The 14,189-nt window shown below is 36.5% G+C and carries 14 protein-coding genes; 12 read left to right on the top strand and 2 right to left on the bottom strand.

Going from position 1 to position 14,189, the window contains the following annotated elements:
- Positions 1 to 26: 26 nt before the first annotated feature.
- From ACIQXW_RS05375 to ACIQXW_RS05395, 5 genes are all read left to right on the top strand, one after another.
- Positions 27 to 209 (top strand): hypothetical protein, encoded by a 183-nt coding sequence (locus ACIQXW_RS05375; protein WP_401018355.1) that lies wholly within the window; start codon positions 27 to 29, stop codon positions 207 to 209.
- 174 nt (positions 210 to 383) lie between these two features.
- Complete coding sequence (locus tag ACIQXW_RS05380; RefSeq protein ID WP_402760298.1) at positions 384 to 1,742, top strand: PepSY-associated TM helix domain-containing protein; 1,359 nt, start codon at positions 384 to 386, stop codon at positions 1,740 to 1,742.
- Between the two features lie 231 nt (positions 1,743 to 1,973).
- Positions 1,974 to 3,059 carry a hypothetical protein gene (locus ACIQXW_RS05385; RefSeq protein WP_401018352.1) on the top strand — a complete coding sequence of 362 codons (1,086 nt, stop codon included), beginning with the start codon at positions 1,974 to 1,976 and terminating at the stop codon, positions 3,057 to 3,059.
- A 131-nt stretch (positions 3,060 to 3,190) separates the two neighbouring features.
- Positions 3,191 to 4,156 carry a quinone oxidoreductase family protein gene (locus ACIQXW_RS05390; protein WP_402760300.1) on the top strand — a complete coding sequence of 322 codons (966 nt, stop codon included), beginning with the start codon at positions 3,191 to 3,193 and terminating at the stop codon, positions 4,154 to 4,156.
- Between the two features lie 161 nt (positions 4,157 to 4,317).
- Positions 4,318 to 4,935 carry an NUDIX hydrolase gene (locus ACIQXW_RS05395; protein WP_401018349.1) on the top strand — a complete coding sequence of 206 codons (618 nt, stop codon included), beginning with the start codon at positions 4,318 to 4,320 and terminating at the stop codon, positions 4,933 to 4,935.
- Positions 4,936 to 5,075: 140 nt separating this feature from the next.
- Here the strand turns inward: ACIQXW_RS05395 and ACIQXW_RS05400 are convergent, their stop codons facing one another.
- The gene (locus ACIQXW_RS05400) at positions 5,076 to 5,783 is read right to left on the bottom strand and encodes a class I SAM-dependent methyltransferase (RefSeq protein WP_402760302.1); all 708 of its coding nucleotides are present in this window, start codon (positions 5,781 to 5,783) and stop codon (positions 5,076 to 5,078) included.
- Positions 5,784 to 6,528: 745 nt separating this feature from the next.
- Between ACIQXW_RS05400 and ACIQXW_RS05405 the strand changes: the two genes are divergently transcribed.
- Positions 6,529 to 7,122, top strand: a complete 594-nt coding sequence (locus ACIQXW_RS05405) for a YdeI/OmpD-associated family protein (protein WP_402760303.1) — start codon at positions 6,529 to 6,531, stop codon at positions 7,120 to 7,122.
- Between the two features lie 242 nt (positions 7,123 to 7,364).
- Here ACIQXW_RS05405 and ACIQXW_RS05410 read toward each other — a convergent pair whose 3' ends face one another.
- Positions 7,365 to 8,408, bottom strand: a complete 1,044-nt coding sequence (locus ACIQXW_RS05410; protein WP_402760305.1) for an NAD(P)/FAD-dependent oxidoreductase — start codon at positions 8,406 to 8,408, stop codon at positions 7,365 to 7,367.
- A 148-nt stretch (positions 8,409 to 8,556) separates the two neighbouring features.
- On the opposite strand from ACIQXW_RS05410, the gene ACIQXW_RS05415 reads away from it, so the two are divergent.
- The 6 genes from ACIQXW_RS05415 to ACIQXW_RS05440 all read left to right on the top strand — a co-directional run bounded on the left by ACIQXW_RS05415 (position 8,557) and on the right by ACIQXW_RS05440 (position 14,073).
- Positions 8,557 to 9,345 carry an ABC transporter ATP-binding protein gene (locus tag ACIQXW_RS05415; protein WP_401018342.1) on the top strand — a complete coding sequence of 263 codons (789 nt, stop codon included), beginning with the start codon at positions 8,557 to 8,559 and terminating at the stop codon, positions 9,343 to 9,345.
- A 13-nt stretch (positions 9,346 to 9,358) separates the two neighbouring features.
- Entirely contained in the window at positions 9,359 to 10,285 is a 927-nt protein-coding gene (locus tag ACIQXW_RS05420) for an iron-hydroxamate ABC transporter substrate-binding protein (protein WP_401018340.1), read from the top strand.
- Positions 10,286 to 10,310: 25 nt separating this feature from the next.
- Complete coding sequence (locus ACIQXW_RS05425; protein ID WP_401018339.1) at positions 10,311 to 11,312, top strand: FecCD family ABC transporter permease; 1,002 nt, start codon at positions 10,311 to 10,313, stop codon at positions 11,310 to 11,312.
- Complete coding sequence (locus ACIQXW_RS05430) at positions 11,305 to 12,312, top strand: FecCD family ABC transporter permease (protein WP_401018338.1); 1,008 nt, start codon at positions 11,305 to 11,307, stop codon at positions 12,310 to 12,312. The genes ACIQXW_RS05425 and ACIQXW_RS05430 overlap by 8 nt, the downstream gene beginning before the upstream one ends.
- 132 nt (positions 12,313 to 12,444) lie before the next feature.
- Positions 12,445 to 12,864 (top strand): MarR family winged helix-turn-helix transcriptional regulator, encoded by a 420-nt coding sequence (locus ACIQXW_RS05435; protein ID WP_401007562.1) that lies wholly within the window; start codon positions 12,445 to 12,447, stop codon positions 12,862 to 12,864.
- 12 nt (positions 12,865 to 12,876) lie between these two features.
- Positions 12,877 to 14,073 (top strand): MFS transporter, encoded by a 1,197-nt coding sequence (locus ACIQXW_RS05440; protein ID WP_402760308.1) that lies wholly within the window; start codon positions 12,877 to 12,879, stop codon positions 14,071 to 14,073.
- Positions 14,074 to 14,189 lie beyond the last annotated feature (116 nt).

A 14,189-nucleotide genomic window follows, 5' to 3' on the forward strand; every position in this document is an offset into this window, starting at 1 on the left:
ATGCTAAAAATGAAGGAGTGTTCCACATGAATCCACAAGTTATCGAGTACTATGAAAATCTTTTTAAATATGAAATTATGCAAAAACAGTTTGATGGGGCTAGAAAAACGTTAGCAGAGCTTGTCGAATATTTTTTTGGGCAAGATGAAGCGCACCATTCAGACATTTATACAGCTTATTGTAATGTAAGAAAAGAATTAATCGGATAAAAATAACGGATGGCTACTTAACGCAACCTGATTTTAGGGATGCTAAGTAGCCTTTTTTATATTTAAAGATAGTCATGTATAGAATTTTTAATATTTCTCTAGGACTTCATTCTTATTTCACTTTTATCTTATATAATAAATTTGCTTTTATTATAATAGATTGGGGAACAAGAGATGAAAAATGCAACTTATTCAAGTTTTTGGCGAATGCATTTTTATGCTGCATTATTTATTACACCACTTCTCATCACACTGACATTAAGTGGTATAGGGTATTTGTTCTATACGAATGTAGAAAATCATTTATATGAAGACTACTTCTTTGGAGAAAGTGGAAAAACAGAAGCATTAACAATTGATGAAGGTGTTCAACAAGCGGAAGCGGCATTTGCTGGCTATACGACGACTAAAATTATCGAATTAGAAGAACCTTACAATACACGATTAACGATGACTAATGCAGAAGGTGTTCAACGATATTTATTTTTAGATAAAAATAATCAAATCGTTGGTCACCAAGATCCAATATACACTTTTGCAAATGCAATAAGAAGTTTGCACAGCTCCTTATTTTTAGGTGGAACTGTTGTCAATTATTTAGTAGAATTGGCTGCTTGCTGGGCAATCTTTTTACTACTCTCCGGTCTATATATGACTTTTAAAGGAAAAGTATTAAAGAAAACGAAGCAAGCGAATAAACGACAAAAAAATAGAAGATGGCATGCCCTTATCGGTACGATTATTACGATTCCGATGATTGTTATTATATTCACAGGATTGCCATGGTCTGCTTTTATGGGGAACATGATTTATAATGCATCACAAGCAAATCCGTCATTTGGTACGCCATTATTACAACAACAACCGCCTACCTCAGATGTAAGCGAAATTCCTTGGGCGACACGTAAGGAAGAGGCCCCTTCTTCATCCAAACATGCGCATCATGGAATGGGTGTAACAAGTATAAGCAAGAATCCAAATCAAGTAAAAGTGGAAAACTTGCAACAACAAATTGAAGCAAATGATATTTCAAAGCCGTACGCCATTGTTTATCCGACTAGTGATGACGGAGTATTTACGGTAGCAAAATCAAGTAATACAGGTGTAACAGGACTAGATGTTAGTCCCTATGATGAAACGACGATCTACTTTGACCAATATAGTGGGAAATTTATTTCAAAAGTTAGCTATGACGACTATGGTATTTTAGCGAAATGGTTTACATGGGGAATTCCATTACATGAAGGTCACTTATTTGGCTGGCCTAATAAGTTATTAAACTTACTTGTTTGTGTAGCATTTTTAGGCGTTATTTTCTGTGGATTCTATACGTGGTTGTTGCGCAAGAAAAAAGGTTTATTGTCAGCACCACCTCAATTATCTCAAAAAATATCGATTCCTTTTATCGTTATTATTATTATTTTAGGTGTCATTATGCCGTTATTTGGCATTTCTTTAATCATTGTCGCATTGCTTGAACTCGTGATGAAAATAAAGCGTAAAAATAAACTAGTAGTAAATGATATGAATTAAAACTCAAATTGTAGATAGTATGCTTGGATTAGTCCTAGCATACTATTTTTTATTTGTTAAGCATTTTATCTTTAAAATGGTTGCACAGTGACATGAAAATATTTGAAAAGGGGTTTGCACGTATAACAATAGTGTTGCGTGGGCAAGAATGGTAATTGAGGAAGGATAAAGTTTGCAAATTTCGCAAATGAACAAAGAGCGAGAAAAATCACTTGAAGGGGAGTCAAAAAAATGACTAAAAGATTCAGTATTATCGCGCCCATTCTTTTAACAGTAACATTAACGCTATCAGGGTGTAATTTCCTAAATAAACAAACGGAACAAAAGGAAGAGCAAACACAACAAGAAACGAAAAAAGATACGAAAGAAGCAGTTCAAATTACAGAAATAAAGCCATTAAACATAATGACATTACAAGTAACTTTTTCTGAACCATTATCCGAAGAAGATGTAAAAGTAGAAAATTTAGACGTAATAAAAAAAGACTTTTCATTCAATCATGAATTAAGTATCGTCAATGTCCCTCGATTAAAAATAGGGGCTAAAAGTACGTATATAGTGCCAGTCACTATTCAAAAGGCGGGAACTAACTACACACTAAGATACAAAGGTGGAGAAACGACTGCCTTTGATGCCAGCGATGATTTAATAAATGTTAGCCAAGCGAAACAAGTTACAAATGATACGTTTGAAATTGAATCATTTAAAGATGAAGGTGTAACAGATTATTCAAATATTATTGAGGCATATAAAGAGGCTAGAGGTGACCTTTCGTTCCAAGTGAATGATGACAATAAGGACGAAAAAGGCAAGCAGTATCAGGTCATTTCTTCATTGCGTGATCGTGTCGTTACACTGACAGCAGGGAATGGAGAGAAAATACAGGCAAATTATGTACTGTTTACACAAGCGGCAGATGGAAGACAGGCACCAAAATTCCGCTTACCGGAAGGAAAAGCATTAAAGTCGGGAACGGAATATACGGTAACAGCTGACTGGGCAGTACTTAAAAATCCAACGTTTTCGGCAACTGAAATAGCACCTTTAACGATTAAGTCGCTCGAACCAATCGATGCAACTTCATTCGAAGTTACGCTCGACAAAGACCCAGGAATGGAATTATTTGCAGGTCGCAGTGTAGAATTACAGGCTGAAGATGGTTCAAAATTACAAGCTCAATATCGGTATTCATCTCGTAAAGGGGCTGTCGGTATTTTTGATGTAAAAGACGCAACATTAAAGTCAGGTGGTACTTATAAAGTATTACCAATCAACAATTGGGCAACGGCCGATAATGTAACTTTAACAGCGAAGTAAAAGTTGAGAAGCCAGTAGTGAATCGTTTCGCTACTGGCTTTTTTTATGGTTTATTTTAAGCTTAAAGAGTTGTATTAACCTTTTTCTTTAACGTAAGATAGTTCTACATACATTTAGCAAGGGGTTAGATAATGAAAGCATTAGTATTTGAAACATTTGGCGGTCCAGAGGTATTACAATATAAAGAGATAGCAGATCCTGTCATTACAGCTAACGAAATATTAGTACGAACGAAGGCGGTTGGATTAAATTTTGCTGATATTTACCGACGAAAAGGTAATTACCATTTAGCAGGTCAGCCTCCTTTTATTTTAGGCTATGAGGGTGCAGGTATCGTAGAAAAGGTCGGTTCAAATATTTACAATATCCAAGAAGGTGACCGTATCGCATTTGCGGATGTTCCATTTGCGAATGCAGAGTTCGTGGCAGTTCCACTAGATAAGGTAATTTTATTACCAGATGAAATTTCTTTTGAAATGGCGGCTGCGATATTATTACAAGGTTTAACTGCGCAATATTTAGTGACAGATAGCTATGCTATTCAACCAGGTGATACGGTTCTAATTCACGCTGCAGCAGGTGGTGTAGGTCAAAACTTAATCCAGATGGCTAAGTTAAAAGGGGCTAACGTAATTGGTCTCACATCTTCTAAAGAAAAAGCAGAAGTAGCAATGGCCATCGGTGCGGACCATGTCTTTTTATATGAAGAGCAGTGGGTGCAAAAAGTGAAGGAGCATACTGGCGGTCAAGGAGTTCATGTCGTATACGAATCAGTAGGTTCTACACTGCAAGATAGTTTAGAAGCAACAAAAGTTGGTGGAACTGTCGTGTTTTTTGGTATGTCAGGAGGAGATCCTGTGGCGGTGGATCCACGTATGTTAATGGATACTTCGAAAACATTAACCGGAGGAGACCTTTGGAATGTCTTAACATCTTTTGAGGAAAGAAAAATCCGTTCACAACAACTATTTGAATGGATTACAGATGGGAAGATAAAAATGCACGAGCCGACTATTTTTGCCCTGAAAGATGGTGCAAAGGCACATGATTTGTTGGAAAGTCGTAAAAGTGTCGGGAAAATTTTATTACAACCATAAGCAATGCAGATGGAGGATGACAGCACACCTCCTCTGCATTTTATTTTGCCAACATTTTATTTGCTAGTTTGAATCGGATGATTTAGTCTAATAGTCTTTATCCAACTACTTAATAATGATACGATAAAATAGAATATAAACAATTGAGGTGAGATAATCTCATGTTTCTAGATAAATTGAAGCATCAATTACAGCAAAATCAGCATTTATTTATAGGAGAGGAGACAGCTTTTCGTTCAGCCGTTTTAATACCATTAGTTCAAGTGAATGGCGAATGGCATATTCTTTTTGAAGTGCGTTCATTTACAATGAGAAAACAGCCTGGCGATATTAGTTTTCCAGGTGGAAGAATTGATGCCACCGATGCATCACCATTGGCAGCCGCTTTACGAGAAACGTACGAGGAATTAGGAATCGATCCGAAAACGGTTCAAGTTATAGGGCAATTAAGTCCGTATATCGCATCTTCCTCATTTGTTACCTATCCATTCGTGGCAATTGTTGATTTCAATCAAATTATTCATGCTTATAACAAAGATGAAGTTGAAGAAGTGTTTACAGTACCAATCAATTGGTTATTACATCATGAACCATATATGCATTTAGTATCTATTGAACCAGTGCCTTCTTTAGACTTTCCTTTTGATAAAATTGTTAACGGAGCACAGTATAACTGGAGAACACGATCAATGGAAGAATGGTTTTATGATTATGAGCAATATACCATTTGGGGGTTAACTGCTAGAATTTTAAAACATTTTATAGCAATGATTAAATAATCGTTTAAACCACCTTCGTGTTATCCTCACAAAACATTATGAAAAAAGCAATACTGCAAAATAGCTGCTTACACAATAATTAAAAAGAAGCGTATGATTTTCACAGCTGGCAACTAACTATGAAAATCATACGCTATTCTTTATTTCGTACAACTATAAATTCTATAATCTAAAATTCCATCATATTTTAAATTCATGTCAATGTGTTGTTCCATGACCTCATAAAGTTCAGGTTCGATATTTTGTGAATGCTGAAATTCAGGTGTTGAAGAAAGCGATTGATTTTTGCGTATTCGAATTGTTTGAAATCCAGCATTGTTCAATAGAGCAACCCAATCTTTTTTCATTAATAATGTATCGAAGCCATAAAATTGTTCAATTTCCTTCGTACTCTTTTCGTCTAACAATTGATTAATCGTGAATTCTATTGCAATGAATCGACCACCGTTTTTCAATAAACGATAAATTTCATCGAGAGCTTTAGACTTGTTGACAAAGGAAAGAACAGATTCAGAAATAATTAAATCAAATTGCTCATTGCGTAAAGGAATATCTTCAATTGACGCTTCTATGATTGTGACTGGTAGGTGACGTTTCTTCATACGATTTTGGGCTTTAGCTACCATGATTGAATTACGATCAATACCAGTAACAGCAGCTTTATATTGAGAAGCTAAAAAGGCAGCTGTTTGGCCTGTACCACAGCCAACATCTAATATTTGAGAAGTGCTTTTAATATGTTCAGCCCTTAATAGTTCCTTTGTTAGTGCTATACCACCAGGATGTGCCCCCCCTACACCAAATTTGGACAAAAAGTCTAGATATTTGGATTTATGAATTTCTAACACCTTCTTTATTGTTCTTATTTGTATAATATGAAAATAAAAATAGTATGGTTCCTAGAAGGACATAGGACGGACTATATGATAAAAAGCAAAATACAACGTAGCATTTAGTTATTTCAATATGTTTACGTAGCACTCATTTATACTATTAATTTTTATAAACATCTTCAAAAGTCTAAACGAAAAAAAAATCCAGACGTATAATATATAAACGTTTTTGTATAGGAGGTGAATTGATGCCATATTATTCGCCGAATCCTAGAAGGAGGCCAGTACCACGAAGATATAGACAAAGTTATAATCCTATGATTCAAAGTATGCGTCCACAACCTAGCTCGTTCAATAATCAACAACCTCGAAATTCTCGGTTTGGAAACTTAGCAGAAAATTTCAGCGCAATGAAGGGCCACGCAGACACTATTACGAGTGGGGTTAATATGCTTAGGCAAATGGGGTCATTATTAAGTCTATTTAGATAGTTATTTGTAGATGAGGGATTCAGTAAAGGGCAGATTGCAATGTATTACACAAATAAAGAGGATATAACGTTTAGTTTAGCAGCGTATATTCTCTTTTTTTCATAAAACAATAGACAGCTTTACATGTTGCTTTGGAATATTGGATATAGCAAGGATGATTTTGCGCATCAACTGGACAGTTTCTCTACGAATGTCTTATTATTAATCAATTGGTAATTGAAAAAAATGATTGATTGTAATAGGTCAAAAATTAAAGAGGGGTGTCGTTGATGACAAAAATGAAAACAAATCCTAAAGTTGATGAGTTTTTAAGTAAAGCTAAAACGTGGAAAGCAGAATATGAAGCATTGAGAAATATCGTTTTAGATAGTGGGCTGGCAGAAGAATTTAAGTGGATGCACCCTTGTTATACTTTAGAGAACAAGAACATCGTATTAATACATGGATTTAAAGAATATTGTGCACTGTTGTTCCATAAAGGTGCGTTGTTAAAGGATACGAAAGGAATTCTTATTCAACAAACAGAAAATGTACAAGCGGCACGCCAAATTCGCTTTACGAATGTCCAACAAATTATTGAACTGGAAAGCGACATAAAAGCCTATATTAAACAAGCCATAGAAGTTGAAAAAGCAGGTTTGGAAGTGGAGTTTAAAAAGAATACCGATTTCGATATGCCAGAAGAACTACAAGCTAAATTCAATGAGCTCCCTGCTTTAAAACTAGCATTTGAAGCATTAACGCCTGGACGACAAAGAGCTTACATTTATTATTTTTCTCAGGCGAAGCAAGCCAAAACTCGCGTGTCTAGGATTGAAAAATATACACAGCAAATTCTTGATGATAAAGGTTTAAATGATTAATATGGATTAACTTTAGCTCAAATAAAATGCTGGGATATAACTTGGAAACCACCGGTAGAAGCCCGCGAATCGCCAGTAAGATAGGGGGAATCGCCGGTAAAAGCCCGTGAATCGCCGGAAACATTCGGAAATAGTCCATTAATGTTCGCAGCAAAAAAAGTGTTAGATTGATCGCAGTCAATCTAACACTTTTTCTTTTTTTGCTTCTTTTTGATTTCAATACTTTACGAAACCATTATTGTTTATCTAGACAAGCTATTTTCAATTATAGAGCGATTTTTTTCTTTAAAGATTTCATTATGAGAAGATACGACCGCATTACGGTGAGCAGTCGGTTCTAAATACGTTTTGATTGAGTTGACAGCATTAGCAGCATCTTGGAAAGTTCCTAGTAGAAGATGTATTTTCCCTTCGAATGATAAAATATCACCTGCTGCGAAAATACCTGGTTGGGCTGTTTCACCAGTTGCTTTTCCTTCAAAATAATAGTCGTCTTTTTTAGGGATTGAGATTGCCTCGTCAAATGCAAGAGATGCTTCACGGTTATAGCCATGACTTACAATGACTTCATCCACTTGGCGTGTGTAGCTTTGCCTTGTTTGAGAATTTTCGCATGTGACAAATTCAATGGCTGTTTTAGCTGTATTTGCCGTTAACTTTGTAATTGTTGTGTTACATTCAATTTGAACGCCAGCATCTAGCGCTTCTTGAATCGTCGCTTCATGGGCAGAGAGCGTGTCCTTACGATAGACAACAGTTATGTTTTTAGCGATAGGGCTAAGCTCCACTGCCCAGTCAATTGCAGCATTACCGCCACCAGAAATAATAATGTCCTTATCGACAAAACGCTTATATGATTGGACAGTATAGTGCAAATTAGACATTTCGTATTTTTCAGCACCTTCTAGCGTCAGTTTTTGAGGATTAATAATGCCCCCACCAACAGCTAAAAGAATCGTTTTTGAATAATGTTTTTCTCCTTGTGCTGTATGTAAAACAAACATTTCATCTAGACGCTCGATAAAGTCAACCTTTGTGCTCGTTAGTATCGTTGGATCGAATGTTTTAGCTTGCGCAATTAATTGTTTAACAAACTGTCCGCCTAAAATAGGAGGGTGCCCACCAATATCCCAAATTAACTTTTCCGGATAAAGTAACACCTTACCACCTAACTGTTCCTGGCTCTCTATCAATTTTGTTTTTAGGCCTCTTAACCCGCTATAAAAAGCACTATATAAGCCCGCAGGCCCACCGCCTATAATCGTCACATCATATAAATCTTGCATTTATATCGTCACATCCTTGAAAAATATTAAAAAGTATTTGACAAATCCTTAGTGGAAAACTAGACTAGCTTTAGTGATAATGATTATCAATGTCGCTTTCGATGTTATCATATCATGTGTATTAGTAAAAAGAAAGAGAGGGCATGTTTTGCGTTTACAAATTGAATCGATCCGTGTTGGATATGAGAACAAAACCATAGTGCATGACTTATCATTACAAATTCCAGATGGAAAAATAACTACAATTATTGGTTCCAATGGTTGTGGTAAATCTACGCTGTTAAAGGCAATTACAAGAATTCTTAAGCATGAGAGTGGGCATGTCATTTTAGACGGTCAAAATATTTCAAAAATGCATACGAAAGATTTGGCAAAAGAGCTAGCTATTTTGCCACAAAGTCCTGAAAGTGCGCACGGTTTAACGGTAGAGGAGCTCGTGTCCTACGGTCGATTTCCATATCAAAAGGGCTTCGGCAATCTATCTCAAAAAGATAAAGATGTCATTGATTGGTCCCTCAAGGTAACAAAAACAGATGCTTTTCGTCAGCATGCAGTAGATGCGTTGTCTGGTGGACAACGTCAGCGCGTATGGATTGCGATGGCATTAGCACAGGAAACCGATATCATTTTTTTAGATGAGCCAACAACTTATTTAGATATGGCACATCAATTAGAGGTTTTAGAATTATTAAGCAAGCTAAACGAAGATGAAGGTCGCACAATTGTTATGGTGCTCCATGATTTAAATCAAGCAGCCCGTTTTTCTGATTATATTGTAGCGCTTTCACAAGGAGAGCTTGTGAAATTTGGTACAGCAGAGGAAGTCATTGTACCTGAAGTATTACAAAAAGTGTTTCATATTGATGCAGTCATTGGAAAAGATCCACGAACAGACAAACCGATGTGCATTACATACAACTTATTACAAACAACTTAAAGGGGATATATAAATGAAAAAGTGGCTTTTACCAATGTTTATGATTGTCGTGCTTGTACTTGCAGCGTGCGGCAACAAAGAAGACAATTCAAAGAAAGAAGATGAAGGCGCAAACGAGTCATCATCAGCGGAAACAATTACGTATCAATCTGAAACAGGTCCTATTGAAGTACCAGCGAATCCTAAACGTGTAGTCGTATTATCATCATTTGTTGGGGATTTATTGCAACTTGGCGTAAATGTTGTAGGGATAGATTCATGGGCTGCAGATAATCCAAACTTTAAAGATGCTATTAAAGATGCAGTAGTCGTTGAAAATACAGATATTGAAAAAATTATTGAACTAGATCCAGATTTAATCATTGGTTTAAATGGTATTGAAAATGCAGATAAACTAGCTGAAATTGCACCAACTGTCTTATTTACGTATGGTAAAGTCGATTATTTACAGCAATTTATTGAAATCGGTAAAGTCGTAAATAAAGAAGATGAAGCAACGAAATGGGTAGCAGATTTTAAAGAACGCGCTGCTAAAGCAGGGTCAGAAATTAAAGCAAAAATCGGTGAAAATGCAACAGTTACGGTAGCAGAAATGTTTAATAAACAAATGTATGTCTATGGCGATAATTGGGGCCGTGGAACAGAAATTTTATATCAAGAAATGGGCTTAAATATGGCTGAAAAAGTGAAAGAGGATGCACTAAAACCAGGTTATTTCGCTATTTCTACTGAAGTTTTAAATGAATATGCTGGGGACTATGTGATTTTTAGTACGTTTAATGGCGAAGAGACTACTATTGAAAATGCTGGTTGGTATAAAGATTTAGATGCTGTGAAGAATGGTCATTTATTTGAAGTAAATGGTAACGCATTTTACTTTAACGATCCTATCACATTAGAATATCAACTAAAATTCTTTAAAGAAAAGTTTTTACAATAATTTCAGTAGAGAGTAGCGAAGGCAAATGACAAAGTTTCGGCATTTCCCGTTTTGGCTTCAAGTGTTATTATCACTGCTCGTGTTAGCAGTAATAGTAACAATCTCGCTATGTATTGGTGCTGCGAATACGAGTATTCAAGATGTTTATCAAGCAATTGTCGGACAAGAGGGCGGCAAGCATTATGCGATTTTACGTGAAATCCGATTTCCACGTATAATTGCAGCTATTTTTGTTGGTAGTGCACTTGCAGTTGCTGGCGCAATTATGCAAGGCGTCACAAGAAATGCTTTAGCAGATCCAGGGCTTCTTGGACTTACAGCAGGTGCAAATGCTGCTTTAGCCTTAACGATGGCATTACTCCCGAATTCCTCGTATTATATACTAATTTTTGCATGCTTCATTGGTGCGGGAATTGGGATGATTATTGTTTATAGTATCGGTGCATCAACAAAAGGTGGCTTTTCTCCATTGAAGCTAGTTTTAGCTGGTGCAGCGGTATCGGCTCTTTTACAAGCGGTTGCTGATGGTACGGGTATATTATTTAAAATTGCAAAAGATGTATCAATGTGGACAAGTGGGGGGTTAATCGGCACAACGTGGCACGCTTTAATCATCGTACCTGTTATTGTAATCGGATTAGTTATTGCGTTTATATTCAGTCGCCAGCTAACGATTTTAAGTTTAAATGAAGAGGTAGCTGTAGGTTTAGGTCAGAAAACAACAGTGATTAAAGGGATTATGATGTTCGTAGTTGTAATACTTGCGGGCTCCGCTGTAGCCCTTGTAGGAAATTTAGCATTTGTTGGTTTAATGGTGCCGCATATTGTACGTGCTTTAGTAGGTACGGATTATCGTTTCGTGTTGCCGATGAGTGCGCTAATAGGTGGCTTATTAATGGTAGCTGCAGATTTGTTAGCTCGTATAGTGAATGCTCCTTACGAAACGCCTGTCGTAGCCATTATTTCAATTATCGGCCTTCCATTCTTCTTATTACTTGTACGTAAGGGAGGTCGTCAATTTGCTTAAAATTGCACAAAAAAAACAACGAACTTGGCTGGTTATTTGGCTAGTGCTAACATTTATTATTTTTGTAATGGGCATTTCACTGGGCGCTGCCTCGGTGTCCATTGATCGGATCCTTCCTATCCTACTAGGTGATGGTACTTTTAAAGAATCCTTTGTAATGTTTTCTGTCCGTCTGCCAAGGCTCTTTATCCTCGCAGCAGCAGGTATGGCTTTAGCATTGGCAGGAGCTGTATTACAGGGGGTAACACGTAATGATTTAGCGGACCCTGGTATTATTGGTATCAATGCTGGTGCAGGGGTGGGAATCACTATTTTTTATTTATTTGTCCATGGTGATTTACCAAACTTTGCGTACATATTGCCAGTAGTAGGATTTTTCAGTGCTATAATAACGGCACTAAGTATTTACTTTTTTTCATATAAGCGCAATCAAGGTGTTCAACCTGTAAAGCTAATTTTAATCGGGGTAGGTGTGGCATCTGCATTATCGGGTGTGATGATGCTGTTAATTTCCTCGGCTGAGCGCTCAGATGTACAGTTTATCGCACAATGGCTTGCAGGAAGTGTATGGGGAACTGATTGGCCATTCCTATGGGCATTAATACCATGGCTAGTCGTATGTATTCCGTTTATTTTTTATAAAGCAAATGTTTTAAATGTGCTAGCAATGACTGAGCAATCAGCAATTGGGTTAGGCGTGAATATTGCTAAAGAGCGACTACAATTATTAATGGTCGCTGTTGCCCTTGCTGCTGCTGCTGTATCTGTCACAGGAGGCATTGCATTTATCGGCTTAATGGCACCACATATTGCAAAGCAGCTTGTTGGACCACGCTATCAATTCTTTTTACCAATAACATTATGTATTGGTGCTTGCTTATTAATGCTAGCTGATACAATAGGGCGCGTGGCCATTTCAACTGCCACTGTGCCTGCAGGCATCGTTGTAGCATGTATCGGTGCACCGTATTTTTTATATTTATTAAGAAAAAACGACTGAATGGCTCGCGCCGTTCAGTTTTTTTTGTTCGGAAAGATTGGTCAAAAATAGAAATGTAGCAAATTTCAACCTAGACAAACGGTGTAATTTAATATATAGTTAGCTAGGCTAACTAATTAAGGAGGGATTTTTTTGACGATTGAACAGCAATTTTTTAATGAGTTTCGTTTAATGTACCGCCCGTTTACGAATCAACTCAACAAGCAGTTGGAACAATATCAATTATATAGCTCTCAGTGGGCAGTTTTACGCTTCTTAATTGATAAAGGTCCGCATTCACTAGTTGAAATTGCGAACTTTATGTCGATTGAAAAGCCTAGCGTAACGAGGCTTGTACAAAAGCTAGTAGATCTTGGTTATGTGGAGACGGTGGCTGGAAAAGATAAGCGAGCAAAAGTTGTACAATTAACGCCATATGGTGAAAAAAATGTGGACGAAATCCAGGAGCATATAAAACCTTTTTTAGAAAAAGCATTAGCTGGTGTATCACAACAGGATATTGAAATTGCTTCTCGGGTTTTAGCCAACATAAGCAAAAACATTCATCAGTAGGAGAGGAAACAAGTGGAAGCAACTAGACAGAAACTATGGACAAAAGACTTTTTAATCGTTTCACTCATCAATTTTACGATTACGTTAATTTTTTATTTATTGATGGTGACGATAGCTGGCTATGCGGTGGAGAAATTTGACGCATCGACAAGTACAGCAGGGCTAGTGTCGAGTATTTTTATTATCGGGACGTTATTTGGACGTCTTGGCACAGGACGCATTATCGGTGATTGGGGTAGTAAAAAAACATTATTTTGTGGATTATTATTATTTATGTTATCTACGATGTCTTATTTTATCGCCTTAAATTTACCATTCCTTATGCTAAATCGTTTAGTGCAAGGGATAGCGCTAGGTATAGCAAGTACAGCAACAGGTACGATTATTGCACAAATTTTACCACCAGAACGACGTGGTGAAGGGATTGGCTATTACAGCTTAAGTGCTATTTTAGCAACGGCAATTGGTCCATTTATCGGCATATTATTAACGCAGTTATTTGAAGATTATCGAATGATTTTTGCGGTAGATTCAGTATTAGCAATTATTTGCTTTATGATGTATTTTATTGTGAAAGTTCCAGGGGCACCTAAAAATGCGAACGCCGATGCAGAGAAAGCGGGCTTCAAGCTATCTAACTTTATTGAAATGCGTGCATTACCGATTGCCTTTGTAGCGCTTGTTATTGGCTTTGCTTATTCAGGTGTGATGTCGTTTATGACGTTCTACGCTAAAGAGCTTAATTTGGTAACAGCAGGTAGTTATTTCTTTATCGTTTATGCAATTGTAATTTTAGCTACTCGTCCGTTTACCGGAAAATTACTCGACTCACGAGGAGCAAATATTATTATTTATCCTTGTCTTGTGTTATTTGCAATTGGTATGTATGCATTTAGCTCAGCGACAAGCACTGGTGTATTTTTAATAGCTGCTGCTTTTATTGGAATTGGTTATGGTAATTTCAACTCTGTAGCACAAGCGATAGCTATTAAGGTTACACCAAATGAACGTTTAGGGTTAGCAACTTCAACGTATTTCATTTTATATGATTTAGGATTAGGGATAGGACCTTATTTCTTAGGATTTTTTGTTCCGACAATGGGATATAGTGCCATATTCTTAGCGATGGTAGCCGTTATTTTTATTTCAATCGTGCTCTATTATTTCTTATATGGTAAAAATGAAAAGATAAAACAAGTCAATATTTAGTAGTTTAGAATCATTATATTGTAGAAAAAACGTCTTTTTGCTAGTTGGAAATAAAATTCAACTGCGAAATGACGTTTTTTTCTTAATTTAAAAATACTTCTTGCAATCAAATATGA

Origin of the sequence: Lysinibacillus sp. NPDC097162 (assembly GCF_044762185.1) — a bacterium.
Taxonomy (GTDB): domain Bacteria; phylum Bacillota; class Bacilli; order Bacillales_A; family Planococcaceae; genus Lysinibacillus.

Excerpts from the sequence above, each read along its gene's own strand:
- ACIQXW_RS05375 (WP_401018355.1), top strand. The coding sequence starts at position 27 with ATGAATCCACAAGTTATCGAGTACTATGAAAATCTTTTTAAATATGAA.
- ACIQXW_RS05380 (WP_402760298.1), top strand. The coding sequence starts at position 384 with ATGAAAAATGCAACTTATTCAAGTTTTTGGCGAATGCATTTTTATGCT.
- ACIQXW_RS05385 (WP_401018352.1), top strand. The coding sequence starts at position 1,974 with ATGACTAAAAGATTCAGTATTATCGCGCCCATTCTTTTAACAGTAACA.
- ACIQXW_RS05390 (WP_402760300.1), top strand. The coding sequence starts at position 3,191 with ATGAAAGCATTAGTATTTGAAACATTTGGCGGTCCAGAGGTATTACAA.
- ACIQXW_RS05395 (WP_401018349.1), top strand. The coding sequence starts at position 4,318 with ATGTTTCTAGATAAATTGAAGCATCAATTACAGCAAAATCAGCATTTA.
- ACIQXW_RS05405 (WP_402760303.1), top strand. The coding sequence starts at position 6,529 with ATGACAAAAATGAAAACAAATCCTAAAGTTGATGAGTTTTTAAGTAAA.
- ACIQXW_RS05410 (WP_402760305.1), bottom strand. The coding sequence starts at position 8,408 with ATGCAAGATTTATATGATGTGACGATTATAGGCGGTGGGCCTGCGGGC.
- ACIQXW_RS05420 (WP_401018340.1), top strand. The coding sequence starts at position 9,359 with ATGAAAAAGTGGCTTTTACCAATGTTTATGATTGTCGTGCTTGTACTT.
- ACIQXW_RS05425 (WP_401018339.1), top strand. The coding sequence starts at position 10,311 with ATGACAAAGTTTCGGCATTTCCCGTTTTGGCTTCAAGTGTTATTATCA.